Origin of the sequence: Paraburkholderia diazotrophica, from assembly GCF_900108945.1 — a bacterium.
GTDB classification, from domain to species: domain Bacteria; phylum Pseudomonadota; class Gammaproteobacteria; order Burkholderiales; family Burkholderiaceae; genus Paraburkholderia; species Paraburkholderia diazotrophica.
Genome location: NZ_FNYE01000021.1, coordinates 83962 through 108414, shown reverse-complemented (window position 1 = coordinate 108414; position 24453 = coordinate 83962). Strand labels below are relative to the sequence as shown.

Below are 24453 nucleotides of genomic sequence, written 5' to 3'. Positions count from 1 at the left end.
CTGTGGTGCGGCAAGCGGCTGTTGGGCCGCAGCCTGCACTTAGATTATTTCGTCTGCTTCCAAAGCATTCCGATATTCAGCGTGATCGACATCACCGTCCGGCCAAACCCAGAGACGCCAGTTATTAACGATCCATTCGACCGACAAAGTTGCCGTTCCTGCTTCCTTGGGAAAACCGACGTAACAGTTAATGCCAGCTTTGTACCCGGTGATCGTAATAAGCCCCAAGCCAGATTTGTCCGGTGATTCGCAGACCATCATCACTACATTGCCTTCGAAGGGGTGCCCGGCAGGAAAGCGCAACAAAGTACCGCGTTGCAATTCCGACTCTGAGCGGTCAACCAGTTTTTTCCAGTTCGTCATTTCACCCTCAAATCGTGGCGGCCTGATGTGTCGGCCGGTTTGGTCGGTGTCAAATCGATCATACTCACTTCACCCATGTGCGCCCCTGTTTTGCCATTAACTACTTCAAAGCGCCCATGCTGCGAGTCGACGGCATAGAGCGTACCGTCGTCTGCGCGATAGACATCGCGCCCGTTGACGCGACTTAGTTGGGAATCCTTCGACCAACCGTTATCGGTTGCTACTGTTTGAGCAGTCTGCTTTACCTGAGCGACGCGCTCACCTGGCGGCAGGCCTATGAGAGATTGCTCGAAAGCCCGCGCTTCGGAGACGGTCATTGCGTCGGCTTCCGCGACACTTCCTTTACCGATTTTCTTCGTGGCGAGCAGAGCTGTTAAAAGTTCGACATTCGAGCCGATCTGATCTCCCGGCGTATAAGTCAAACGGGCCGCGTCCAGCGAGATATAACCAGGATCACCAGGCGATGCGAGCGGCCCCCCATTCGGAAGATTGGCTAGAGTCTCGGCAACTCCAACCAGACCGTTCCACGCTCCCGCTGCGCCGTTTCCAGCAGCTTTGAGGAACTCGCTTCCCTTGCTACCTTGGCCTTCGCCGTTGCCGTTGCTCCGGTTATACAGGTCCGCATTCGCCGCCGCGAACGCGCCCGAGTTGCCGCCGACAAGACCGCCGATCCCGCCCGCAATGATGTTCGCCGCGACGTTGCCCGCCGTCAGCCCCGGATCGGCTTCACCCCCTGTGCCGAACGTGTCTGCCAGTGAGTTCAGCTTGCCCGCGAGCGCGGCCGAAAGGCCCGCGCCGACCGCGCCGCCGACGGCGCTCCCACCGCCCAGGCCCGCGATCAGCGCGCCGCCCGCTGTGTGCAACGCAAGGCGATACGTGCCGCCTTCGTCCCACTTGTCGGCCTCGGCCTGGTACTGTGCCGCGAGTTCGGTATCGCCCGATGCCTTCGCCTGGTCCGCGGCCTTTTGCGCTACGTCGTGCTTCGCGTTTGCAATCGCGCCGATCTGCGTCGCGACGGCCGAACCCGCTGCGCTGGTCGCACCCATCATGTCGGCCTGTTTGTCCAGCAGATTGTTCACGTCCGGCAGTTTCGCGACCGTGCCATCAGTGTTCGACGTGTCGCGGTTGAGGCTCGCCACGTCCTGCGTCTGATGCGCGGCATCCGTGACGTTGATCGTGCCCGCGCTGATGCCGCTTGCGGTCGTCGCGCTGCTGCTGCCGCTGTCGTTCTGGCTCAACATCGGCGTGACGCCGCCTGCATTGCCGACCGACGACAAGCCCGTTCCCTTCGCCGGCGCGCCAACCGACGCGCCCGCGCTGAATCCGCTGCTCGACGCGCTGTAGTCCGAATGGTTCTGCACGTCTGACCAGGTCAGTGTGCCCGTCGTCAGCGAGTTCTTCGACGCATCTGCGTCACTCGCGATCACGGCGCCCTTGAGATCCGTATTCCCCTTGACGTTGACATCGAATCCGCCCGAACCTGCGTGAATTCCGGCCTGTTCGTTCACGCCCGCATAGTTGCCGTGCGCGTCGCCGTGCAGTGAACTGTAGTTCGCGCCGCCGCCGCCCTGACTGATGCTCACGCCGCCGCCCGAGCTTTCCTGATGCGCGTTGCTGACGATCGTGTCCTGCACGCTCGCGACGTTCAGATTGCCGCCCACATCGACGGATACCTGCTTGCCGTTCACGTTCGCGCCGATGACGTTCGTATCGCCACCCGACGTAATGGTCACGCTGTTCGCGCCGTTGACGTGCGTGTTGTTTTGCATCGCGGCGTCGCTGTTCGCATCGCCGTGCGCCTTCGACATCGACGCATCGACACCCCATCCCTGTGTGCCATACGACACACCCACGCTCGAACTGCTCGACTGGTTCGTGCTGTGCGTCGTGTCCGTGTTCGTCGTGTTGACGAGATTGACGTTGTTCTTCGCGGCAAGCAGCACGTCGTTCGCGTTCACGTCTGAACCGGCGATCGTCACGTTGCCGCTTCCCGGCGTGCCGTTGCCTGTTGCGGCGAACGCGGCTGTGCCCCCGGCCGTTACGGTCGAGCCCGTCTGCGTCGAGCGGTCTTCCGTGAATGTGTTCTTGCTGTGGCTGCTGCCAAAGCTGAGTTCGACCTTCACATCGGGCTTGCCGCCCGCGAGCGATTCGCCAGTTGCTGCCGCATCGCCTACCGACGCAATCGCGTGAAGGGCGGATGCGCGCGAGTCCTGACTGTTGCCCGACGCGTGCGCCTGGTCTATTGCGCCCTGGATCTGGTCAACCAGTCCGCCCGCAAGACCGAGCGTAAAGCCGCTCTTGCTGACTTCGTGCGTCTCGTCGTGGTGCGTCGTGCCCGTAGCGGCGTCGATAGTGACATTTGCGCCCGTGCCCGTCACGTTCAGCGCTGCAATCAGGTCGCTCCCCGTCACGTGCAGGTCGTTGCCCGCCGACAGATGAACACTGCCGTACGTGCTGCCGATCAGACTCGCATTGTTCGTCACCGAGCTGTCGTGCGTCGTGTCCTTCTGGTCGCTGTGTCCATACGCGATGGCCGCGCCACCTGTACCACCCAGGCCTGAATGCGTGGCCTCGTGGAGTGTGCTGCTCTGGCTCGTATCCTGCGACGTGTTGACGGACAGGTTGTTGCCCGCCGCGAGCGTGACATCATGCGTCGCCGCGACCGTCGACCCGCTGATGGTCATGTCATGACCCGCCGCGCCCGTGACCGTATCGCCCGATATCGTCGAACCAGTCGCGATCACCTGATGCGAACTGGCCGCATCCCTTGTCGTGTCTTTCGACAGGAAGCCCGAATGCTCGTCATGCGACCAGCGTTGTGCATCGTGTGTCTCGCTGACACTGCCAATCGTCACGTCGCCCGTCGCGACGAGCTTGACGCTGCCGCCATTCGCATCCGTCGCAACGCTCGAACCGAGCACGGCAAGATTGCCGCTACGGTTCTGACCGGCTGCAAGCGTGATGTTGCCCCCCGCGCTGACAGTCGAACCCTGTACCGCTTCGTCGTAGCTCGAACTCGTGTACTGGCTCTTGCTGTCGGCAAGCGACTTCTCGCTGTGCGTATGCTTGTCCTTCGCCGCCGTCACGGTCAGGCTGCCGCCCGCGATCATCGCCGTGTCGCCGCCCGAGCGAACCGTCGCATCCGTGAGCGTCGTGTCGCGCCCCGATACGGTCGTCACACTGCCGCCCGCGACAATGGCGCTGCCCAGGTTCTGTTTTACAGAGTCGTGATAGCCGAACTGATCGTCGTGGCTGGTGAGATCGTTGGTGGCGGTGAGCGTCGTCGTGCCGGCATTGATATCGCGGCCCGCAGCAATGGCCGCTTCGCCGCCCGCCTGGACCCGTGCGCCGTTCAGGTTCACATCGCGGCCCGCGATGACAGTCGCGCTGTTCGTCGCCGAAATCGTGCCGATCGCATCGACGCCCGTACTCGTCACGCTGCCCGTCAGCTTGCCCGCGCTGTACGTTTTCGATGCCTGGGTTGTCTGCGTTTCGTTGATGACATCGCGACCGGCCTGCACGATGACATCGCCGCCGCCGATGCGGCCGCTCGTGTTGCGCACGTCCTGGATGGCTGCAACGGCCGTCGTGCCCGCGCTGCCGATGATGCCGCTGTTCGTGATGTTGTTGCCGATCACGGTCGTCGCGAGATTGCTCGACACGTGACCGCTGTTGTTCACGTCACCGCTCGCGTTCAGGTTCACCGCGTTGCCTGCGACCAGCGCGCCGCTGTGGGTGAGGTCGACCGTGCCCGGCTGCGCGAGATACACCTGTGGCACGAGAACCGTCTGATGCGAACCGTCCGGCAGCGTCACGTCCTGGGAGACGAGCCACACCATATCGGTCGTCAGTTGCGACATCTGCGCGGGCGTCAGCGCAATGCCGGGCTGCAACCCGAACGCCTTCGCATACGCGACGCCGCTGTTCATCAGCGCCGTGTATTCGTCAAGGTTGTCGGTGTAGCCCGCGAGGAACGTGCGGCCCGTCAGTTGCGTGACCTGATTGCGGATCAGCGTTTCCTCGTAGAGCCCGTCGCCGAGGCGCTTCTCGACTTCCATCGGATTGAGGCCAAGCTGTCCGAGCATGTAGTCGCTCGAAATGAAATTCGCGTACTGCGTGAAACGCGGATCGGTCGCAATGAGGTACGTCGCACCGGGCGCGGTGTTGTAGCTGTACAGGCCGCTCACCGGCAGTTTCAGGTTCGGTATGCCGCCCGTCGCGCCACCGACTGTCTGCGGACGTGACGACTGGCCCGCCGCATTGCTGACCTGAGCGCTGCCCGCCGTCGGTCCCGAAACGCTGGCCGTCTGCGTGCCATCCGCGCTGCCGCCCGTGACACCGGACCCGGTAGCCGTCTGCCCCTGGCGGTTCACCGAGTTGATCGTGATGGTCTGCGCGTCGGTCTGGACGTTCTGGTTCGACGTGGCAATGGCAGGGAGCGCATCGACGGTAATCGTCGACTGCGTGATGCCATCCGATATCGGTGCGGTGGTGTAACTGCTGCCGCCCGTTTTCTGGTGCCAGTAGAAGATCGAACTCGTGTCCTGCTCGACCGTCTGCTGGAGCACCGTGCCCGTATCGTTGACGCTGCCGCCATTGGCGCGCCGTACCAGGTCGCCGCCCGCCGCCATCGTCGATGACTGGTTGTTGATGCTGCCGTTGTCCGCGTTGATGCGGATTGCGCCTTGCGCCTGGATCGTCGCCGCGTTGCCCGCGCTCACGAGCTGGTCGGTCGTGGTCGTCGTGCTGGACGTGCGCGAGATTTCGGCGTAGTCGTGCGTGCCGTCGTTGTTCAGGCCGTTGCGCGTCTGAACCTGATCCGGCCTGATGTTCCTGTTCGGGTCGAAGTCCGGCCAGAAAACAATCGAATACGTGCCGTCGCCGTTGTCGGTGAGGCTGTTGTACCACTGCTTCGGGTTGTTCGTGATGGTGCGCGTCTGCGGCGGCGTCTGCGGTTGACCGGCGAAGACGATCGGGTCGCCGTAGGTGTCGGTGATGGGTGTGGTCAGCGAGAAGGACTGTGCGGTCGTATCGAGGTTCGTGACCTGGTCTTTCGGCACGGTGACAGTAATCGGGTGCAGCAGGTGGCCCACGACGCCATAGCCCAATGCGCCGTCGCTCCATCGCCACTCGGGATGAAGCAGGCTGTAGTAGACCCCCATGTCGTCGGCGGGCAGGCCCGCTGTCCAGATCGTCAGCGTGGTCGAGCCTGCATCCTGCGGCGTGCCCGCCTGCGTCTGCACGCCCGTGCGCTGGTTGTTGACCGTGTTCGCGGCGATGTCGATATCGCCGTCCGCCTCGATGGTCGCCGCGCTGTTCGTGAGCGTGCCCGCGTGGTTCGCGAGCATGCCCGACCTGTCGCGCGTGCCGTCCTTGCCGATTTCCAGATTGCCCGCGCTGTAGATCAGTGCGCCGTTCGTGTTCGTGACGGCGTTCTGCGCGTAGATGCGCACGCTGTTCGCGCCGGCGATCACCGCCGCGGCGCCCGTGTTCTGCACGTCGTTTGCGTTGACCGTGACATCGTTGCCGATGACCGCGCCCGTATTGGCAAGGCTCGCGCTGTTCGTCGTGACGGTATCGCCTTCGATACGTCCGTCGTTCTGCAAGATGCCCGCTGCGTTGACGGTCGTGTTCGACGAATTGATGTCGCCCGTTGCCGTGTTGACGACGTTCGCGGCCGTTGCCGTGAGCGCGCCGTTGGCGGCGAGCGTCCCCGTGTTGGAGAGCGTGCCCGTGGCGCTCACGCTCATGTCGCCGTCCGCGTGCAGGTTGTTCGCCGCGTCGTTCGTGTAGTCGCCGTTGACGGCCAGCGACAGGTTGCGTCCCGCGATGATCTCGCCATCGCCCGATATCGCGCCGCTCACCTTGACATCGCGGTTCGCGCGGATCGAGCCGCCAGGGTTCAGCAGCGTCCCCACCTTGACCGACACATCCTGTCCGCCGAGGATCGCGCCGTTGTTGTTGTTCACGACCGCATTCGGCTGGTTCAGGTTCAGCGCCGTGCCGCCATAGACCAGGCCGTTTACATTGTTGACGCGCAACGTGTTCAGGTTGGCCGCGCCGCCTGCGATGACCATACCGTCCACGTTCTCAAGATCACTGCCTGAGAGCGTTACATCGCCGTTGCCGCCGAGTGTGCCGCCATTGTTGAACACGGACGACAGCGACGATACGGTTGTCGCGCCGTCGCCCGCGTTGGTCAGCTTGCCTGCCGAGTTGTCGAGGCTCGCCGCCGATACATCGAGCGCACTGTGTGCGCCGTTGGCGCTCATCGTACCCATGACGTTCGAAACCATATGGCCCGAAACGGACAGATCGCCCGCCGTCTGCATCGAGCCGTTTGTGCTGTCGATGTCGCCCTGAGTGGTGACGGTCAGGCCATTGCCGCCGTACATCGTGCCGCCGCGGTTCACGATGCCGGAGGCCGCATTGACCTGTGCGACCTGTTGCGCGGTGAGCGTGCCGCTGGTGTTGTCAAGGCTCGCGGCGCTGACGACGAGCGCGCCATTCGTCTGCACCTTGCCCGCGACGTTGGACATCGCGCCCGTTGCGTTGATCGCGAGCGAGCCCGAGCCCGCATGCTGAACCGTACCGTTGTCGTTGATGATTGTCTGTGCCGACAGGCTCATGCTGTTCGCGTTCGATGCGATCGTGCCGCCCGTATTGTCGAGCGAGCCGCCCGCGCTCACGGTCTGGCTCACCGTCCCGTACTGCGTGATATGGCCGCCGCGATTGACGAGGTCGCCGGGTGTTGCGACGGCGAGAGTGTTGCCCTCGATGTCGCCGGTTGTGTTGTCAATCGACGAGCCCGAGACGGCTGTCGCGGAACCGGATATCACGCCGCCCACGTTGTTCAGCGCACCGTTCGACGAAGCATTGAGCGCGCCGCCCGCCATCATGCTGCCCGCGTGATTGTCGATGGATTGCGCGCGTATGGTCGCATTGCCCGCTGCGCTCACTTGCCCCTGGTTTGCAAGCGTGCCCGCGTTCAGGTTCAGTGCGCCGTTCGTGCCGATCGTACCGCCCGCGCCATTAACGAGCGCGCCCGTCGTCGTGAGCGTCATCCCGTCGCTGTTGAGCGATACGATGCGGCCGCCGGTATTGTCGAGCGAGCCCGCGTTCACGATCGTGCCCGCTGCCGACTGGATCACGCCCTGACCATTGCCGAGTGCGCCCGCCGTAGTGAGCCCGAGCGTCGAGCCCGAAACGATCTGGCCGCCCGCATTCGAGACACTCGCCGCCGATACCTGCATCGCCGCGCCGCTTGACAGGTTACCCGCGTCGTTCGTCAGGGTGCCTGCTGCGTTCGCGTTGAGCGTGTCGCCTGCCGTCGTCGTCGCGCCAGCGAGGTTCAGGTCGCCGCCGCTCGCGGTCAATGCAAGCGCGCCGTTCGCCGACGTGTTGCTGCTCGCGAGACTGACTGACGCGCCCTGTATCGTCGTGTTGCCGCCGCCTTCGTTGCGGCCGGTTGCCGTGACTGTGCCGCTCGCGAAAACGGACAGGTCGCCTCCGTTCGCAATCGTGCCGTCGCTGTTCACGCCGGCGCCGAGCGTGCCCGTCGATGCGATGCTGCCCGCGCTGACAGTCGTGTTCTGCTGTGCGGCGAGTGTGCCGCTGTTGATGAGCGCGCCCGACGCGTTCGCGCTGACGTTCTGCTGCGCGTAGGTCGTGCCGCTGTTGTCGATGCCATCGCGCGCGCTCGCCGTGATGTTGCCGCTTGCGTTCGTCTGTCCCGCGAGCACGAGCTTGCCCTGTGTCGTCAGGATCAGGTCGCCCGCCTGTGCTGCGAGCACGCCGCTGTTCGAGACACCGACACCGTTCTCCGTGCCCACCAGCCAGATCCGGTTTGCATACATGCCGCCCAGGTTGCTCACGTCGATGGACACACCAGGCGCGGGACCGTTGCCCGCGATAGGTGTGGCGTTCAGCGACGCATAGTCGACGTTGTTCGCGCCCGTGATGACGTTCAGGTTCTTCGCGTAGATCGCGGCGTTGACCTGTACGGCTCTCGCGAGCAGGTCAACCTGATCGACGTTCGACGCATTGAACCCCGCACCCTGCACGGTGATGTTGCCGTGGGCCACGCCGAACCCCGACACGGAACCGTCCGACGCGAAGTTCGGCGTGCCCGTCGTGAGGGTCGCGCGTGACGTGTTGATGAAGCCGCCGCCGTTAATGGACAGGCCCGACGGATTCGCGATAATCACGTCCGCCTTCTGGCCCGCTACCTCGACGTAGCCGTTTATCTGGCTGGCCGCGCTGCTGTTGACCTGGTTGACGATCACCCGAGCCGAATCGCTCGGCCCGTAATTCGGATTGCCATTGATATAGCCGGCAAGCTGCGTGTTCGCGATCGTCGGCGAGTTGTTCAGTATCGCGCCCCGGTTCGACACGTCGAACTGGTTGTAGGTGTTCATCGACACGCCCGAGCCCGAGGGTTTGTTGATGTTCACCTGCGGGATACCGTTCTGCGTCGTGATGACGCCAGGCGCGTGCGCGCCGCCCGGCACGATCTGCCCGAACGCAAGCAGTGGCGCGACGGTCATCAGCAGCGCGACCAGACTGCGAAGCTGCAAGCTCGTCACCAGTCCGTCCGATACGCAGCCTGTAGCGCGCGTCTCGCCCGATTTTCCCGTGGCGGTTGCGGTTTCCTCGACGGCCACGAGCATCCCGCGAATCCGGCTGTAGATCAGCCGGTACGACCTGTCGTTCATATTCTTATGGATTACAGATAAATCAAACCCGTAACCCTAGTCGAATACCCACATCAGTTCTGTCAAGGTTTGTCATTGCGCGCACGAGCGCAACGCTTTGCGACAAATAGAACTCTTTCGATTGCAGCTTGCTAAAAGTCTGTCTAACAAACAAAAAAGCCCGCATTTTGGGGCGGGCTCAATTGCAATATTCAATCCACTGGACTTGCGAGCCTGGCGGGCTATGCAGCGATGCCTGCACCAGTAGGCGCCTGCGCCGATGCCAGCGAAAGGCGAGGCGAACTAACGATCAAAGATCTCAACGCGCGACATCCCGCAAAAACTCGGACACCTTCGCAAGCCCCGCAACCAGCACATCGCGATTGTTCGCATAGCCGATGCGCACATAACCTTCCACATCGAGCGCGCTGCCCGGCGTGAACATCACGCCCGTCTTTTCGAGCAGCACGACGCAGAAATCGCGCGACGGCATATCGATATCGACGCGCATCAGCGCCGTCGTGCCCGACTTCGGCTTGACCCAGGACACCAGCGGCTCTTTCGCGATCCACGCGTCGAGCAGCGCGAGATTCGAGCGCAGGATGCCGTGATTGCGTTCGAGAATCGCCGCGCGGTTTTCGAGCGCGATCGACGCGAGCAGATCGTTGAGCATGCCGACGCTGATCGTGTTGTAGTCGCGATGAATCCGCACTCGCTCGATGATCTCGACAGGCGCGGCAATCCAGCCCATGCGCAAGCCCGCGAGTGACCACGTCTTCGACATGCTGCCAGTGCTGATGCCTTTTTCGTAGACATCCGCGATCGACGCTGTGAAGCCGTTGCCGTCCTGATCGGTGCCGCGATACACCTCGTCACAGAGCATATAGGCGCCACATGAACGCGCGATCTGCGCGATCTGTTCGAGGAACGCGCGGTCCATCAACGAACCCGTCGGGTTGTTCGGATTGTTGATTGCGATGATGCGCGTCGTCGGCGTTACCATGCGCTTCAGTTCGTCGAGATCGGGCAGGAACGCGTTTTCCTCGCGCAAACGCAGAACGTCGACTTTCGCGCCGTAGCTCTCGGGAATCGAATAGTGCTGCTGATACGTGGGCAACACCGAGATCACATGATCGCCGGGTTCGACGAGCGTTTCGTAGACCAGTGCGTTCGCGCTGATTGCGCCATGCGTGATCAGCACGTTCGGCACACGCTGCTTCTCATACAGGGACGCGACATTGCTGCGCAGCCGCTCGGTGCCGTCGATCGCGCCATACGTCAGCTTCATCGGCAAAATCTCGCCGAGCAGTGCGTCTTCCTTGCCCGCGATCTTCAGCAGTTCGCCGACCGTCAGTGATTCCACACACGTTTCCGCCAGATTCAGCTCGCAATGGTTCTCGTAGAGATCCATCCAGCGTTCGACTCCGAATTCCCTGATTTGCATGAGTTCTGTCCTCGAATGAAAGCAGTGGCATGGGGCGCGGCAAATGTGGCGTGCACAGCGCGGGCTCGTGTCGACTATAGACTATTTTGTCTCAAATGGACAGGCGAGGTCCATCAAGTCAGCGAGCAGCCTCGACGAGGATGAGCGCGCGTCAGAAGACATCGCGCTCAACGCGTTCACCGAAGAAAAAGCCAGGGGAAAAAGGGTACGCCCGAAAGAGGCGCGAAGCTTCAGCCTGCGCGCAGAGCCTGTCGATAGACGGCGGGCGACACGCCGGTGCCTTGACGGAACCGGTGGCTGAAGTGGCTCGCGTTCGCGTAGCCGCATTGCGTCGCGATCTCGGCGAGCGGCATCGCCGTCGAGCGCAGCAGCGTACGCGCGCGTTCAAGTCTTTGCCGCGCGATCCACGCGTGCGGCGGCAGACCGAACGACGTGCGGAACATCCGCGCGAGATGAAATTCGGAGAGGTTCGCAACCGCGGCCAGCTCGCCGAGCGTGAGCGGTTGCGTCAGATTCGTATCGATGTAATCGCGCAGACGGCGACGCGTCGCGACGGCAAGACCGCCTTTGAGCACAGCGTCCGTGCGGTTCACACCCTGCGAGCGCAACAGCAGGCTCAACACTTCGTGCGACGTTTCGTTTGCACGCAAGCGGCCGTCGGCGTCGTCCCAGGCGTCGTTTGCGAGCGACTGGCACAGGCTCGAAATGCGCTCGTCCTCGAAGTATGTGCGATCGGCCAGCGTCAGTTCGCGCGGCTCGCGGTCGAGTTCGCGGATCGCGCGCTGCGTGAAGTGCTCGGGCAGGAAATACAGATGCATGAAGTGCATGTGGCCGCGCACCCACCAGCGCGATTCGTGATCGCCGGGCAACGCGCACAAGCGGCTCGGCGCGCCGTAGCGCCCCGGCAGCTTTTGGCGCTCGGTGCGATAGCCGCCGTTCAGATAGCACGAAAGCGTGTGATGGCCGGGCTGATCGTAGACCGTCTCGGCCTCTTTGGTCTCACGCGTCCAGATCGCGATGGCCAGCTTGTCGCCGAGCCATGCGAAACGCTCGAGCGTTGCATTCGACTCGCTGAGCGTCTGGCAGACCGAATGCAGGCCGAACGGCGGATCGGCGGGGTCGGTCGTGGTGATGGGTGAAATGTTCACGTGAATGAGGGGCTGAAACGGATGAGGCGTCGTTCGACAAGTATAGGGCCTCGTGCGTTGCGCCTTCGCTGGCCGCTCGAAAGTGCGCAATTCTGGACAATCGAACGGACCCTCGCTGGCCCATAGTCGGGCGGACCGTAGACCGTATTGTTTGACCCACTGGCGATGAATCTCTTCCTTTATGTCGTGACCGTGCTGATCTGGGGCACTACCTGGATCGCGATCAAGTGGCAGCTTGGCGTCGTGCCGGCGCCCGTGTCGATTGCCTGCCGTTTCTGGCTCGCGGCAATCGTGCTATTCGCGCTGCTCAAGTTGATGCGCCGTCCTGTGTGGCCGCCGCGCGCCGCGTGGCGCTTTCTGGCGGCACAGGGGCTCGCGCTCTTTTGCGTGAACTTCCTGTGCTTCTACTACGCGGAAAGCGTCGTGCCCAGCGGTCTCGTTGCTGTCGTGTTTTCGACGGCGCCGCTGCTGAACTCGCTCAACGGGCGGCTTTTCATGGGCCGTCCGTTGCAGCCGACGGCGATCGTCGGCGCGGTGCTCGGGCTTGCGGGCATCGTGTGCCTGTCGCTGCAACAGATGGCGGGGCACCTCGGCGATCACGCGGCATGGCTCGGTCTTGCCGTCGCGTTCGCGGGGACGATGTGCTTCTCGGCGGGCAATCTGCTGTCGAGCCGCATGCAGTCGATGGGCCTGCATCCCATCGTCACGAACAGTTGGGCGATGCTGATCGGCGCGGGCGTGCTGACGCTCGGCAGCCTCGCCGCCGGCTTGCCTTTGGCGCTCGAAGCGGACGCGCGTTATCTCGGCGCGCTCATCTATCTTGCCGTGCCGGGCTCGGTGATCGGCTTCACTGCGTATCTGATGCTCGTCGGCCGCATCGGGCCCGAGCGCGCCGCGTATTGCACGGTGCTGTTTCCGTTCGTCGCGCTTGCGGTATCGACGGTGTTCGAAGGTTATCGATGGTCGGCGCTTGCCGTCATCGGGCTCGTGCTGGTCGTGGCAGGCAATCTCGTTGCGTTCGGCGTGACGCGGCGGTTCTTCGTGCGGCGTGCCCGCGCCGCGTGAGGCTTCATCGGGGACGTGGAGTGAACCGGCGTTGACCGCCGTCAGTCGAACATATACGCGCCGATGCATGCCGTCTGTGCGAATGGACGGCTGTGCGCGATGGGTATATAACAACAGTACCGATTCCTTCACGATGTCAGAACAGGAGCGACGATTCATCATGACGCGCGATGATCCGGACAAGCAGAAGACTGGCGAACAGCCGGACCTCGAACACCTCGATGCAGCCGTGACACATGTGGATCAAATGGTGTCGTCGGGCAACATTGCCGTGAGCGCGGCGCGCGGCATTCTCTACAGCCTGATCGAAACGCTGGGCGCGCTGGTTGGCGATCCGGATCTGCCGGAACATGCGCGTTCCGGCTACGAAGGTCTGCTCGAAACGGCACGCGAATTGCGGGTCAAGCTCGACCGCTGACGGCCTGGCTTCCACGGCATGCATGTGGCGCGTCACTGGCGCCGCATGCTTCGCCTGCAACATGTGGTCACAGGATTTCGGCATCGTCGTGCGCCTGTGATACAAAGGGCGCTCGTTTCGAACCGCCTATCTTCTCCTGATGCTTTCCTCGCTGGTTTCCCTTCGCGACGCAGTGATGCTCGCGCTCGGCATCGTCGTCGTGCTGATCACGCCTGGCCCCACGAATACGCTGCTTGCAGCCGCCGGCTTGCGCCAGGGCGCGCGCCGCTCGTTGCCGCTGATCGGCGCGGAACTGGCCGGCTATTTCGTGTCGATTTCCACATGGGGCTGCTTTCTCGCCCGCGCATCGCATACGCTGCCGTGGCTGCCTTCGGTGTTGCGCATCGCGAGCGGTCTTTACATCGCGTATCTCGCGATCGACATGTGGCGCGCGGCCGTCGCGTTGCCTGATTCGATGGCGCCGGCGAATGGACCGCGCGCGCTCTTCGTCGCGACGCTGCTCAATCCGAAGGCCTTGCTGTTCGCGGGCACGATCTTTCCGCCGATCGCTTTCGAAAGCCTCGCGGACTATGCGTTCGCGATGGCGTTGTTCGCCTGCCTGCTCTTGCCGATCGCGCTCGCGTGGATTGCGTTCGGCGCGGCGCTCGGCAGCGGCAAGCTCAGGTGGCTCGATCCCGTGAAGCTGCAGCGCGCCGCTTCCGTCGTGCTCGGGATGTTTTCGTTGTCGCTCGCGTGGGCCGCATTGCACTGAGCCCTGTGAAGGCGCGCGCTCAGTCGTCGTCGGTGGCGGCGAGCGCTTGAGCGAGGCCGTCAGGCGCCGACGTGATCTGCAGTTGCGGCGTGCCGTGCCAGTCGGCGCAACGTTGCAGCGCGCGCCGCAAGTCCGACGTGAGCCGGCCGCTTACGCGCACGCCCGGCTCCAGGTGCAGCGACTTCACTTCGAATACGCCGCTCGCGCGATGCGCCTTCGCATCGACACGCCCAATCAGCTTGCCGCGATTCAGGACGGGCAGCACGTAGTAGCCGTACTTGCGCTTTGCAGCGGGCACGTAGCATTCGATCACGTAGTCGAAATCGAACAGCGCGGCGACGCGCTTGCGGTCCCAGACGACGGGATCGAACGGCGAGAGCATCGTTGTGACCGTCGATGCCAGCTTGCCGTTCGACGCATCGTCGATGAGCGGCGCGAGGTCGCGATGCACGAACGTGTCCTGTTTCCAGCCGTCGACGCGCGCGGGCGTCAGTTCGCCCTCGTCGGCCAGCCGGTTGAGCGCGTCGACGTAGGGGCGGCGCGGCATCCGGTAATAGTCGGCGACCCAGTCCGCGCGCACGACGCCGAGCGCGCGGCAACTGCGCCGCAGCAGTTCTTGTGCGACGGCATCGGCGGATTGCAGATCGCGCGCATCGTTCCAGTGCGGCAGCACGCGCTCTGTCACATCGTAGACGCGCTGGAAATTGCGTCGCTCGGCGACCATCAGCTCGCCGATCGCGAACAGCACTTCGAGATGCCGCTTCTCCGGCTTCCAGTCCCACCAGCCATTGCCTTTGCCCGCTTCGCGCGCGAAATCCGCCGAGCGCACCGGCCCCGTCGCGCGAATCTGCGCGAGCAGTCTGTCGATGTCCGTGCGGTACTGCGCGTGCCAGTCGGCGGCGTATTTCCAGCCCATGTCGGACGGATCGAGCATCCGATGACGCATCAGGCCGTAGTCCTCGATGGGCAGAAAACACGCCTCGTGCGACCAGTATTCGAAGAGCCGGCCTTCCGCCAGATGTTCGTCGAGCCATTGCGGCTGATACGGCCCGAGCCGGCTGAATAGCACCAGGTACGGACTGCGCGCGACGACGTGAATCGTGTCGATCTGCAGTTGCGCCATCTGCCGGATCGCGTCGAGCACATCGGCTTTGGTCGCCTTGCGGCGCGGCGGCGTGAGCAGACCTTGGGCGGTCAGATGCAGCGTGCGGGCGGCGGAAAGAGGGAGAGCGATCACACTTTAATGTCGTGACGGGCCGAGCGGCGGCATGGACTCGCGCCATACCGGACTTCCGCTACTGTAGCGTGATCGGTGAAAACGTACGGGCGGGTTGCATCTTCAGCCCGTCTGCCCGCCCGCCGACGTCACCAGCGTCCGTAACCGTGATGCCTTTCCCAGCCGCGATGACGCCAGTGATCATGCCCGTACCAGCGCGGGCCGCGCCAGTAGTCGCCTCGATAGCCGCCGTAATAGACGGGCGGTGGCGGCGCGTAGTACACGGGTGGCGGGGGCGCGTAGTAGACGGGCGGCGGCCCGTAGACGGGCGGGCCCAGATAGACGCCGACACCGACATGTGCCACAGCCGCCGTCGATGCGCACGCCGCCGCGAGACCGACGGCTGCCAATACGATCGCACGTTTGCTCATACTGTCCTCCTTTGTCGACCAGAGTTGGCGCTTTAGCGCCTTACTCTGGTCCCACGCAGAGCGGTCGACCAGAGTTGGCGCTTTAGCTGTCGGCTGGAGTTAGTGCTTCAGCGCTTACTCCAGCCCCATGCAGAGCACTTACTCTGGTCCCACGCAGAGCGGTCGACCCGAGTTGGCGCTTTAGCTGTCGGCTGGAATTAGTGCTTTAGCGCTTACTCCAGCCCCATGCAGAGCCCCCACTCGCGTCGCATGCAACGCTCGCAAAACCCCGTCGACGGCGCCCGAAGTGACCGCGCGTTTCTGACGGGGCGCTAACTTAATATTACGAAGCAGAAAGAATCACAGGTGCAAGCAGACGGTCGCGAATGTAACGACCGGTAAGCGGGGCGGGCACGATGCCCGCCGCGAAAGGCGCGACCGGCCCGCGCGGTAAGACGCGCCAGCCGGTGCAGGACAGAGGAGTGAGGAAGAATCAGGCGCCGAGCGCGACGACCGTTTCGCCCGCGCGCTCCGCGAGCATCTGATGGATTTGCGCGACGACCTGCGCGCCTTCGCCGACGGCAGCCGCGACGCGCTTCGTCGATCCCGCGCGCACATCGCCGATCGCATAGACGCCTTCGACGGACGTGGTCAGATCGCACGCCGAATTCGCGCCCGTGATCACGAAGCCCTTCGCGTCCAGTTCGACACCGCAGGTGCGCAGCCAGTCCGTGTTCGGATCGGCGCCGGTAAAGAGGAACAGATGCCGCGAATCGAAACGGTCGCGGCCGTCCGCGCATGGACGCTTCAAACCGACCTGCGCGAGCCCGGCCTCGTTGCCTTCGAGCCAGCCGATCTCCGTGCCCGGATAGACGGTGACATTGGGCAGCGACGCGATCCGATCGATCAGATAGCGCGACATCGTCGCTTCGAAGCCGCTGCGCCGGATCAGCACGTGAATGTGCTTCGCGTGCGAAGCCAGATACACGATGCCCTGGCCCGCCGAGTTGCCGCCGCCGACGAGCACGATCTCTTCGTGCTTGCAGAGCTTCGCTTCGACGGGCGAGGCCCAGTAGTAGATGCCGCGTCCGTCGAAGTGATCGATGCCTTCGATCTCCGGGCGCCGGTACACCGCGCCGCTCGCGATGACGATCGAGTGCGCGCGGATGCTGCCCTGGCACGCGAGTTCGAGCCGGTACGGACGCTCGTCGCAATGCAGCGACTTGACCCTGACGGGAATGGCGACGTGCGCGCCGAACTTCTGCGCCTGCACGAACGCGCGGCCCGCGAGCGCCTGGCCGGAGATGCCCGTCGGAAAGCCGAGATAGTTCTCGATGCGCGAGCTCGCGCCAGCCTGCCCGCCGGGCGCGCGGCCGTCGAGCACGATCACCGAGAGCCCCTCCGACGCCGCATACACGGCTGTCGCCAGCCCGGCCGGGCCCGCGCCGACGATGGCCACGTCGTACACGAATTCCGAATCGAGATCGGGGATCAGGCCGAGGCACGTCGCCAGCTCGGGGTCGCTCGGATGGCGCAGCACGGAGCCGTCCGGGCAGATCACGAGCGGCATGTCGTTGGGGCCCGCCGCGAACTGCTCGATGATGCGCAGCCCGTCTTCGTCGCGCTCGTCGAGCACAGTATGCGGATGACCGTTGCGCGACAGGAAGCCTTGCAGCGACACGAGCCGCCGGTCGTTGCTCTTGCCGACGATGATCGGCCCGCCCGCGCCTTTCTCGATCAGCCCGACGCGGCGCAGGATCAGCGCGCGCATGATGCGCTCGCCCAGTTCGGCTTCCGCGACGATCAGCGCGCGCAGCCGCTCCGGCGCGATCAGCAGGCCTTCGCCGGCTTCGAGCGCCATGCCGTCGACGAGCGCCGGCTTGCCCGACAACTGGCCGACTTCGGCGAGAAACGAGCCCTTGTGATGCACGTTGATCAGGTGCTCGCGCCCGAGGCCGTCGCGCTGATACAGCTTGACCGCGCCCGACAGCAACACGAACATGCCCGGCCCCCGCTCGCCCGTGCGAAACAGCATCTCGCCCGGTTCGAAGTGGCGCCGTTCGCCGAACTTGCACAGGCGCTTGATTTCGTCCGGCTGGAGTTCGGGGAACATCTGATGACGCCGCGTCGAAAGCATCGAGAACGGTGCGTCATTGATCACGACATGCTGCGAGTCTTCGCCCTCTCGCGTGACACCCATCGGTTTCGCTCCTTTCAAGGCCGCGCGCCAGGTCGGGTCGCAGCCGATGTCGTTGTCGTTCAGACTGTTTTCGGCGTGATGCCGACGGCGACCGTCGGCTCCGGTTCTTCCGCGAGCGGCTCGAGCTGCCGGCCCGCGTCGCGCCATGCATCGAGGCCGCCGCGCAACGGCAGGACATCGCTGAAGCCGGCCTCCGTCAACTGCTTCGCCATCCATGCCGCCGACACTTCGTTCGGGCACGAGCAATAGATCACGAGCTTCTGGTCGTGCGGATACTTCGTGACGATTTCGTTCAGCTGGCGTTCGTCGGCGAACACCGAGCCGGGGATCACGAACGGATCGAGCTTGCGCTTTTCCTGCGAGCGGATATCGAACAGCACGGGCGAACGCTTGTCGAGCATCAGCTTGTACAGTTCGTCGACATCCATGCGCGCGGTCGCGAGCTTCCTGATCAGCTGACGGCGCCGATACCAGCGATACGCGCAATAAATGGCCAGCAGCACCGCGACGACGACGGCCGTCATCTTGCCGAGGCGGCTTGCACCGGCGAACAGCATGTCGATCTGCTGCGCGAACACGACGCCGAGCACGAGGCCAAGGCCCGACCACAGCGTCGCGCCGATGCTGTCGTACGCGAGGAACATGCGGTACGGCGTGCCCATTGCGCCCGCCATCGGAATGGAGACGATCGACAGCCCCGGCACGAACTTGGCGACGGCGAGCACGCGAACGCCCCAGCGGCCGAAGAAACGCTCCGTCTTCTTCACGCAGGTATCGCGCGATAGCGACAGCTTGCACAGCGTTTTCAGCGTGTTGCCACCGTAGATGCGGCCGGCCGCGAACCAGGCGCTGTCGCCGATCAGCGTGGCGAACACGGCGAGCACGAGCACGGGCACCACCTGCACGCCGATCGAGCCAGGATGCATGGCGGCCATCGCGCCGAACAGCACGAGAGAAGGCATCGCGGGCACGGGCAGCCCGATCGACGCGGCGAGCACATTGGCGAATACGATGGCAGGCCCGTACTGCTCGACGAGATCATGTAGCATCGGCTTACTTTCGCGGCCGTTCGGACCGGAATACGACGTGGGTTTGGACTCAACGATTATGGACGCATTTTCACCGCGTGCAAGAGAGGTGCGGTCTGCGCCGAGGATACTGCGGGAAAGAGGAAAACTCGTGCCGCCGCGAGCTTCCAGAGGAAGCGTCCGGCGCGCCCGTCGAGCGTCATCCGACGTTCGGCGGAGCGTTCAACGTGAGGGCGACTGCGGGAAAAACAAGAGGCGCGGCGCTCGTGATACGGACGCCGCGCGCTCTTTGTGAAGCGACGGTTGACTGCTGAGAATTATTGCCGGTGATTGTGCTGCTCGCCCGGCAGTTCGGCGCCATGCGCACGGATGGCCGCGATCAGTTCCGCCGGCGTGATTTCATAACGCACCTCGCGGTGGATGCCCGGCTTGCGTTCATCGACCTCGATCAGAAGAATGCCTTTACCGTCTTCTGTCGATTCGAGGCGCAGCGAGCGTAGTTCGCGACCCGTTGCGTCGTCGTGCTCGGTGAGCAGGGCCATTGCCCCGGAAGACCCGGTGGTGCGCATCGAAAATTCCCTCTTGCGTGATTGAACGACGTTGCTGAACAGGCATTGTAAGGGGTAGCGCCGCGCGCCGTCTGTCGCGTGGCGCTCACACTCCCGCGATTATGCGGGTGAGTCGTGCGCGACGCATCAGAGGGACCAGGCGCTGCGGGCAGAGACAAGGCTGGCGCGGCTTCCGGCAGGATGCGGCGATTTTCGCCCGGGCGGCGCGCGTGCGCGCGGCGCGTTCGACTCGCGCGTCAGACGCGTTCTCCGCATCTGTTTGCGGTGCGCTTGCGCGCACTGTCATGGCAGTGACGCTTGAGTGTATTAGCGCAAGTTTCAGGAGGCGGCGTCGCGGCGTGCTGCGCTAAAGTCGGTACTGATGGAAGGCGGCTTGGGTGGCATCTGAGCGCAGCACGCAACGCTGCGTCGCGGCGAATCGTGGAACTGCGTCCCCGATCGATGCCTCGCTTCGAGCGCCGCTTGGTGATCTTGCAGGAGGGTCTCATGAAGCAATGCATGTCGATGCCGAGTCCGCTCGGCGATATTCTGCTGCGCGCGGAAGACGATTCGCTGACGGGTGTGTTCTTCGTCGGCCAGAAGTATTTTCCGGCCGCCGACGCGGCGCTCACGACGCTCGCGCCTTCGCGCGTGCTGCATCAGGCGCGCGAGCAGCTCGGCGAATACTTTGCGGGCGAGCGGCAGCAGTTCACGCTGCGGCTGCGCATGCTGGGCAGCGCGTTCCAGCGCGATGTGTGGGAACAGCTCGTGACGATTCCATACGGCGAGACGGCCAGCTACGGCAGCATCGCGCGGCGGCTCGGCTTGCCGCTGTCGGCATCGCGCGCGGTCGGCGCCGCGAACGGGCGCAACCCGATCTCGATCGTCGTGCCGTGCCATCGCGTGATTTCGAGCGCAGGCGATCTGACCGGCTATGCGGGCGGCCTGCACCGGAAGGAAGCGCTGCTGACGCTCGAACGCCCGATGTCGAAAGCGCCTCAGCAGCTCGAGTTGCTCGCTGCCGATTGAGCGAGACGCACGGGCGGACATCAAACATAGGCGAGCGGATAAAAAATAGCCCGTCCACAAAGGGGCGGGCTACATAAACGCCGTTGTTACTCGGGTCAGCCGGCCCGCATGCAATCCTGGGCGCTGACCGTCGTATCTTCATCGGACAATTGCGCGCTGTCGAGATGGGAGTAACGATGATCCATCAGACCAAAGCATCGTCTTCGGATTCGGCGCGAATCGTGTGAGCGGTTGTCGCCGGGCCGCGCGGCGGCGCGGACGCGTGAGTGGACGCCTTGCGCGGGGCACGCGACGTGGGCGCGCCCGCAACCGTGAAGAGCCGCACCGCTTCGTCGAGCACATCGGCCTGTTCTGCGAGACGCTGCGCCGTCGCGGCGGCCTGCTCGACCAACGCGGCGTTCTGCTGCGTCGCGCTGTCCAGATGCGAGACGGCCTGGTTGATCTGGCTGATGCCGTCAGCCTGTTCGCTGCTCGCATTCGCCACTTCGACGATCAGCGACGACACGCGCGCCACGGCCTCGTCGATCACGGCCATCTGCGCCGTCGTGCGCGCGACCAGTTCGGTGCCTTGCGAGACTTCGCTCACCGTCGTATCGATGACCTGCTTGATTTCCTTCGATGACGCCGCGCAACGCTGCGCGAGCATGCGCACCTCGCTTGCGACGACCGCGAACGAACGGCCCGCCTCGCCTGCGCGCGCGGCCTCGACGGCGGCGTTGAGCGCGAGGATGTTGGTCTGAAATGCGACATGCGTTCCGAATAGAATCGGATCGGTTCGTATTTGTGCGTTAAAACGCAGTATAATCAATGCTCTACAGTACGTTTTGTTCCGAGAGACGAGATTTTCGTACCGCGCCAAGCATCGATCTGATGGCTAGCTGCGTGGCTAGCCGAAAACCGAGAGAAAACTGAAATGCCAAAACTTACAACGGCCGCCGTGAAGGCGCTGAAACCCGCCGAGCAGGTCACCGATTCGCTGACGCCCGGTCTGATCGCCGAAGGCACCGCGAACGGCGCGAAGTGGATGTACCGCTACATGTCGCCAGTGCATAAAAACAAAAAGGGTAACGTCGCACGGCGCACGATGGGGCTAGGTACGCTTGCGACTGTCAGCCTGGCCGAGGCGCGCGAACTCGCGCAGGCGATGCGCAAACTGGTCGACGCGGGGCGCGACCCGATCGAGGAACGCAAGCGCGAGAAGGCGGCGGCGGCGCGCGACGCGACGGTCCCGACCTTCGGGCAAGCCGCCGAAGCGAAGCACAAGCAGCTGAAGTCCGGCTGGAAGCATCCCGACGACGCGAACGCGCGGGCGTGGATCAGCAGCATCAGGCGCCATCTCGCGCCGCTGCTCGGGCGCGGCATCGATACGCTCAAGCCGCGCGACTTTGCCGAGGCGCTGGCGGTGGCGTGGGTCGAATATCCGAAGGTCGCCGCGGACGTATTGCAGCGCGCGTCGCAGACAATGGACCACGCCGTTGCACAATGGCCCGAGCACGTCGTCAGCAATCCGGTACCGAGCGCGCGCAAACTGATGCCAGGCCGCAAGGGCGGCGCGCACAAGTCGAAGCACCAGCCGGCGCTGCCGCACGAAGCCGCGCCCGCGTTCGTGCGGGACCACCTGTCGGGCATCGAGCCGACCGATACCGTGCGCGCCTGCGCGTTCGTGCTGCTGCATACGGCGGTACGTCCGAACGAGGTGCGAGAGGCGACGTGGGACGAATTCGATCTCGACGCTGGCCGCTGGCTGATACCCGGCGAACGGATGAAAGGCCGTATCGAGCACGACGTCCCGCTCGTGCCCGAGGTCGTCGCGCTGCTGCGTGCGATGCGCGATACCGGGCTGCACAAGACGTACGTGTTCCCGAATACCTTCGGCACGAACGCGATGCCCGATGTGCCGTTGCAGGACTTCTTCCGCGAGACCGGCGTGGCGTCGGACACGCCGGGACGCACGCCCGTGCCACACGGATGCCGCGCGTGCTTTCGCGGATGGGTCGACGCCAACGGCTACGATCCCCGCCTTGGCGAGCGCCAGCTTGCGCACCGTCCGAAGGGACAGACGGCGGCGGCATATCAGCGCGATTCGATGTATGTGCGCCGCGCGCGCCTGCTGGGGCAATGGACGAACTACCTGCACGGGCGAGCCGTCGATAGCAACGTGACGCCGCTCAATGTGAACGTCGCAGCCTGAACGTATGAACCGCCCGTCGTGGCGGTCCGCAGTCCGAACGAACCCGCCCGACGTGGCGGGTTTGTCGTTTCTGGACGACGTGATCTGCGAACTGGTCGCGCTCGTGTACGTGCTGACGGCCGGACACGCGCAGAGCGCGCCAGAACGGCGCCAGATCGGTCCGCGCCGCTCGACCGTTGCATCCGCATCGACCGGCGCCGCGAACGTCACCACGCGCGTTCTGGCGCGTCGCACCGCATCGCGAAACGACTCGCCGGCGGCTTCGCGGCCGCTCGCCGATGCCAGCGCATATCCGAAGCCGTCCGAAGCCAGCCAGCGCCCGATTTGCGGCCCCGCTGCCGGTTCTTGACTACAGACGGTCAACCACGTCGGCTACGCCGCCGATGAACCCGCAGACCGCGACGGCGTCCGGGTACGCGGTGCCGAGCAGCTTCTCGGCGAAGCTCTCGATGTCATCGCGGCTCGCGTCGCACGGATCGTCCAGACCGTGTGCCGCCATGTACAGGTCCAAGCCCCAGCCATACGCGGGCACCGGATACCAGTCGTCATCGATGATGTACTGCGTGCTGATACCGGCGATGGCTCGCGCCTCGTGCGGATGCAGCAGCGTTAGCGCCGCCTGCTGGCCCTGTGCGAACGCGCGCGCGTACTGACGCTCGTCTTGCGCGACGGCTTCGGCCTGCTCACGCTCGCGTACAGGGGAAAGGGAAGTGTCAGGGATATGCATGCTTGTCTCCACAACAAAAGCTCACGACGCGCGTCGAGAGTGAGCGCGTGCGTGACAGTTGCCTCTCGTGCGGATGCGCGAAAGGAAGTGGAGCGTCGTGCGTGGTATATCCCGCTGCCCGCACACACGACACCCAAGGTCCGAGATACGTCGAGACGAACCTTCCAGACCATGCCCTGAATCGGCCGCGACCGGCTGGGTTAGGAGTCACCAGACCGGGCGGGATACGGCGACAGTCTTTCATCGTGCGTGCGCCGCCGTCACCACCGGTAAACCCTGGGTTCAAAACGGCAGCGGCCGACCGGAGGGGCGGGTGAAAAGTCAAAAGGCCCTTCGTCAAACACCCCGCGATCTCGTTTGTCTCATTGACCGCTTTTCAATTCGCCGGGGGTCAAACGGACCGCGAGCGCGTTTCACGCTAAGGGGGATGGGCTGAAAATTCAGCCGTCAGCGAGCGCAAATATGCGTCGGCTGGCGGGCCATCGGCGGTACAACGAGTGCACTGCCGAAAGCGTGACGCATACAGGCGCGCGCGACGCGCCGCTGTGGCGAACTGCTCGCGCAAATCAAACCCGCGCAAGGCGCGCGGACCGATATTGAACCTCGTATCGCTAACGATACGAAGTTGACCCGCGAATACGCCGCGACTGATGCGGGCATGTCGAAGCGCCAGAAGGATACCGCGCTGCGTGTCGCGGCCGTACCCAGGGACGACTTCTAGGGAATCTCGTGATACGGTTCGGGTCCGCCCGTGATCGGCGCGTGCGCGAGCGCGGCCACCAGCACCGCGAACTGTTCAAGCTCCGCGCGTACCTCGTCCTGCGAGCTATCGCCCGGCATGTGGAAGCCGATCCACCACTTCCCCCTGGACGACGTTCCGAACGGAACGCCCGTGTACATGATCCCGCCGGGGCACGCCAGCAGGATCGACGCGGGCAGGCTCGCGCCCGCCTCGAGGACGGGCGGCAGCTTCGCGACGCCCATGTCCGCAATACACACGCGTTCAGGCGTGACGCTCAGACCCGCGAGCGTATCGGGTACCGCGACCTCGACTTCGCGCCGGCATCGATAGAGCGCGTGATCGCGCGAGACCTCGACACACGCGAGCCATACCTCGGCAAGCGTGACAAACATGACGCACGGCAGACCGGCCGCTTCGAAGGTCACGTAAGAAGTTGAGGTCGTTTCCATTGCGGTTTCCTCACCGGTCGGAAAAAACGGC

General features: G+C 64.2%; 17 protein-coding genes and 1 pseudogene. 6 read left to right on the top strand and 12 right to left on the bottom strand.

Going from position 1 to position 24453, the window contains the following annotated elements; all coding sequences use genetic code 11:
• Positions 1–39: 39 nt before the first annotated feature.
• The 4 genes from imm45 to BMW76_RS24465 all read right to left on the bottom strand — a co-directional run bounded on the left by imm45 (position 40) and on the right by BMW76_RS24465 (position 11654).
• The gene (imm45, locus tag BMW76_RS24480; RefSeq protein ID WP_090869872.1) at positions 40–363 is read right to left on the bottom strand and encodes an Imm45 family immunity protein; all 324 of its coding nucleotides are present in this window, start codon (positions 361–363) and stop codon (positions 40–42) included.
• Positions 360–9077 carry a two-partner secretion domain-containing protein gene (locus BMW76_RS24475; protein WP_090869870.1) on the bottom strand — a complete coding sequence of 2906 codons (8718 nt, stop codon included), beginning with the start codon at positions 9075–9077 and terminating at the stop codon, positions 360–362. Before BMW76_RS24475 ends, imm45 begins: the two co-directional genes overlap by 4 nt.
• Before the next feature lie 298 nt (positions 9078–9375).
• A complete protein-coding gene (locus BMW76_RS24470; RefSeq protein ID WP_090869868.1) occupies positions 9376–10500 on the bottom strand; it encodes an aminotransferase in 1125 nt (374 codons plus the stop codon).
• A 230-nt stretch (positions 10501–10730) separates the two neighbouring features.
• The gene (locus BMW76_RS24465) at positions 10731–11654 is read right to left on the bottom strand and encodes a helix-turn-helix domain-containing protein (RefSeq protein WP_407669020.1); all 924 of its coding nucleotides are present in this window, start codon (positions 11652–11654) and stop codon (positions 10731–10733) included.
• Between the two features lie 159 nt (positions 11655–11813).
• On the opposite strand from BMW76_RS24465, the gene BMW76_RS24460 reads away from it, so the two are divergent.
• The 3 genes from BMW76_RS24460 (at position 11814) to BMW76_RS24450 (ending at position 13882) form a co-directional block, all read left to right on the top strand.
• A complete protein-coding gene (locus tag BMW76_RS24460; RefSeq protein ID WP_090869864.1) occupies positions 11814–12713 on the top strand; it encodes a DMT family transporter in 900 nt (299 codons plus the stop codon).
• Between the two features lie 160 nt (positions 12714–12873).
• Positions 12874–13131, top strand: a complete 258-nt coding sequence (locus tag BMW76_RS24455) for a hypothetical protein (protein ID WP_090869862.1) — start codon at positions 12874–12876, stop codon at positions 13129–13131.
• A gap of 139 nt (positions 13132–13270) precedes the next feature.
• Complete coding sequence (locus BMW76_RS24450; protein WP_177200478.1) at positions 13271–13882, top strand: LysE family translocator; 612 nt, start codon at positions 13271–13273, stop codon at positions 13880–13882.
• Between the two features lie 19 nt (positions 13883–13901).
• Here the strand turns inward: BMW76_RS24450 and BMW76_RS24445 are convergent, their stop codons facing one another.
• The 5 genes from BMW76_RS24445 to BMW76_RS24425 all read right to left on the bottom strand — a co-directional run bounded on the left by BMW76_RS24445 (position 13902) and on the right by BMW76_RS24425 (position 19305).
• On the bottom strand, positions 13902–15119 hold the full coding sequence (locus tag BMW76_RS24445) for a winged helix-turn-helix domain-containing protein (RefSeq protein WP_090869860.1): 1218 nt from the start codon (positions 15117–15119) through the stop codon (positions 13902–13904).
• A gap of 128 nt (positions 15120–15247) precedes the next feature.
• A complete protein-coding gene (locus BMW76_RS24440) occupies positions 15248–15529 on the bottom strand; it encodes a hypothetical protein (RefSeq protein WP_090869859.1) in 282 nt (93 codons plus the stop codon).
• Between the two features lie 472 nt (positions 15530–16001).
• A complete protein-coding gene (locus BMW76_RS24435) occupies positions 16002–17708 on the bottom strand; it encodes an FAD-dependent oxidoreductase (protein WP_090869857.1) in 1707 nt (568 codons plus the stop codon).
• A gap of 59 nt (positions 17709–17767) precedes the next feature.
• The gene (locus BMW76_RS24430; protein ID WP_090869855.1) at positions 17768–18757 is read right to left on the bottom strand and encodes a DedA family protein/thiosulfate sulfurtransferase GlpE; all 990 of its coding nucleotides are present in this window, start codon (positions 18755–18757) and stop codon (positions 17768–17770) included.
• A gap of 296 nt (positions 18758–19053) precedes the next feature.
• Positions 19054–19305 (bottom strand): hypothetical protein, encoded by a 252-nt coding sequence (locus tag BMW76_RS24425; protein WP_012403560.1) that lies wholly within the window; start codon positions 19303–19305, stop codon positions 19054–19056.
• 486 nt (positions 19306–19791) lie between these two features.
• Here BMW76_RS24425 and BMW76_RS24420 point away from each other — a divergent pair, with 486 nt between their 5' ends.
• Positions 19792–20313 carry a methylated-DNA--[protein]-cysteine S-methyltransferase gene (locus BMW76_RS24420; RefSeq protein ID WP_090869926.1) on the top strand — a complete coding sequence of 174 codons (522 nt, stop codon included), beginning with the start codon at positions 19792–19794 and terminating at the stop codon, positions 20311–20313.
• A gap of 184 nt (positions 20314–20497) precedes the next feature.
• On the opposite strand, the pseudogene BMW76_RS24415 reads toward BMW76_RS24420, so the two are convergent.
• A pseudogene (locus BMW76_RS24415) lies at positions 20498–21061 on the bottom strand (methyl-accepting chemotaxis protein); the annotation flags it as partial.
• Between the two features lie 165 nt (positions 21062–21226).
• Here BMW76_RS24415 and BMW76_RS24410 point away from each other — a divergent pair.
• Together BMW76_RS24410 and BMW76_RS24405 are read left to right on the top strand one after the other, a co-directional pair.
• Positions 21227–22504 (top strand): tyrosine-type recombinase/integrase, encoded by a 1278-nt coding sequence (locus BMW76_RS24410; protein ID WP_090869853.1) that lies wholly within the window; start codon positions 21227–21229, stop codon positions 22502–22504.
• A 52-nt stretch (positions 22505–22556) separates the two neighbouring features.
• Positions 22557–22853, top strand: a complete 297-nt coding sequence (locus BMW76_RS24405) for a hypothetical protein (protein ID WP_090869851.1) — start codon at positions 22557–22559, stop codon at positions 22851–22853.
• On the opposite strand, the gene BMW76_RS24400 is transcribed toward BMW76_RS24405, so the two are convergent.
• Entirely contained in the window at positions 22854–23231 is a 378-nt protein-coding gene (locus tag BMW76_RS24400; protein ID WP_090869849.1) for a hypothetical protein, read from the bottom strand.
• Positions 23232–23948: 717 nt separating this feature from the next.
• The gene (locus tag BMW76_RS24395) at positions 23949–24422 is read right to left on the bottom strand and encodes a hypothetical protein (RefSeq protein ID WP_090869846.1); all 474 of its coding nucleotides are present in this window, start codon (positions 24420–24422) and stop codon (positions 23949–23951) included.
• Positions 24423–24453: the final 31 nt, after the last annotated feature.

What these genes read in the sequence shown, in the direction of transcription:
- imm45 (WP_090869872.1), bottom strand. Translation starts at nt 363, where the DNA reads ATGACGAACTGGAAAAAACTGGTTGACCGCTCAGAGTCGGAATTGCAA.
- BMW76_RS24475 (WP_090869870.1), bottom strand. Translation starts at nt 9,077, where the DNA reads ATGAACGACAGGTCGTACCGGCTGATCTACAGCCGGATTCGCGGGATG.
- BMW76_RS24470 (WP_090869868.1), bottom strand. Translation starts at nt 10,500, where the DNA reads ATGCAAATCAGGGAATTCGGAGTCGAACGCTGGATGGATCTCTACGAG.
- BMW76_RS24460 (WP_090869864.1), top strand. Translation starts at nt 11,814, where the DNA reads ATGAATCTCTTCCTTTATGTCGTGACCGTGCTGATCTGGGGCACTACC.
- BMW76_RS24455 (WP_090869862.1), top strand. Translation starts at nt 12,874, where the DNA reads ATGACGCGCGATGATCCGGACAAGCAGAAGACTGGCGAACAGCCGGAC.
- BMW76_RS24450 (WP_177200478.1), top strand. Translation starts at nt 13,271, where the DNA reads ATGCTTTCCTCGCTGGTTTCCCTTCGCGACGCAGTGATGCTCGCGCTC.
- BMW76_RS24440 (WP_090869859.1), bottom strand. Translation starts at nt 15,529, where the DNA reads ATGAGCAAACGTGCGATCGTATTGGCAGCCGTCGGTCTCGCGGCGGCG.
- BMW76_RS24435 (WP_090869857.1), bottom strand. Translation starts at nt 17,708, where the DNA reads ATGGGTGTCACGCGAGAGGGCGAAGACTCGCAGCATGTCGTGATCAAT.
- BMW76_RS24430 (WP_090869855.1), bottom strand. Translation starts at nt 18,757, where the DNA reads ATGCTACATGATCTCGTCGAGCAGTACGGGCCTGCCATCGTATTCGCC.
- BMW76_RS24425 (WP_012403560.1), bottom strand. Translation starts at nt 19,305, where the DNA reads ATGCGCACCACCGGGTCTTCCGGGGCAATGGCCCTGCTCACCGAGCAC.
- BMW76_RS24420 (WP_090869926.1), top strand. Translation starts at nt 19,792, where the DNA reads ATGAAGCAATGCATGTCGATGCCGAGTCCGCTCGGCGATATTCTGCTG.
- BMW76_RS24410 (WP_090869853.1), top strand. Translation starts at nt 21,227, where the DNA reads ATGCCAAAACTTACAACGGCCGCCGTGAAGGCGCTGAAACCCGCCGAG.
- BMW76_RS24400 (WP_090869849.1), bottom strand. Translation starts at nt 23,231, where the DNA reads ATGCATATCCCTGACACTTCCCTTTCCCCTGTACGCGAGCGTGAGCAG.
- BMW76_RS24395 (WP_090869846.1), bottom strand. Translation starts at nt 24,422, where the DNA reads ATGGAAACGACCTCAACTTCTTACGTGACCTTCGAAGCGGCCGGTCTG.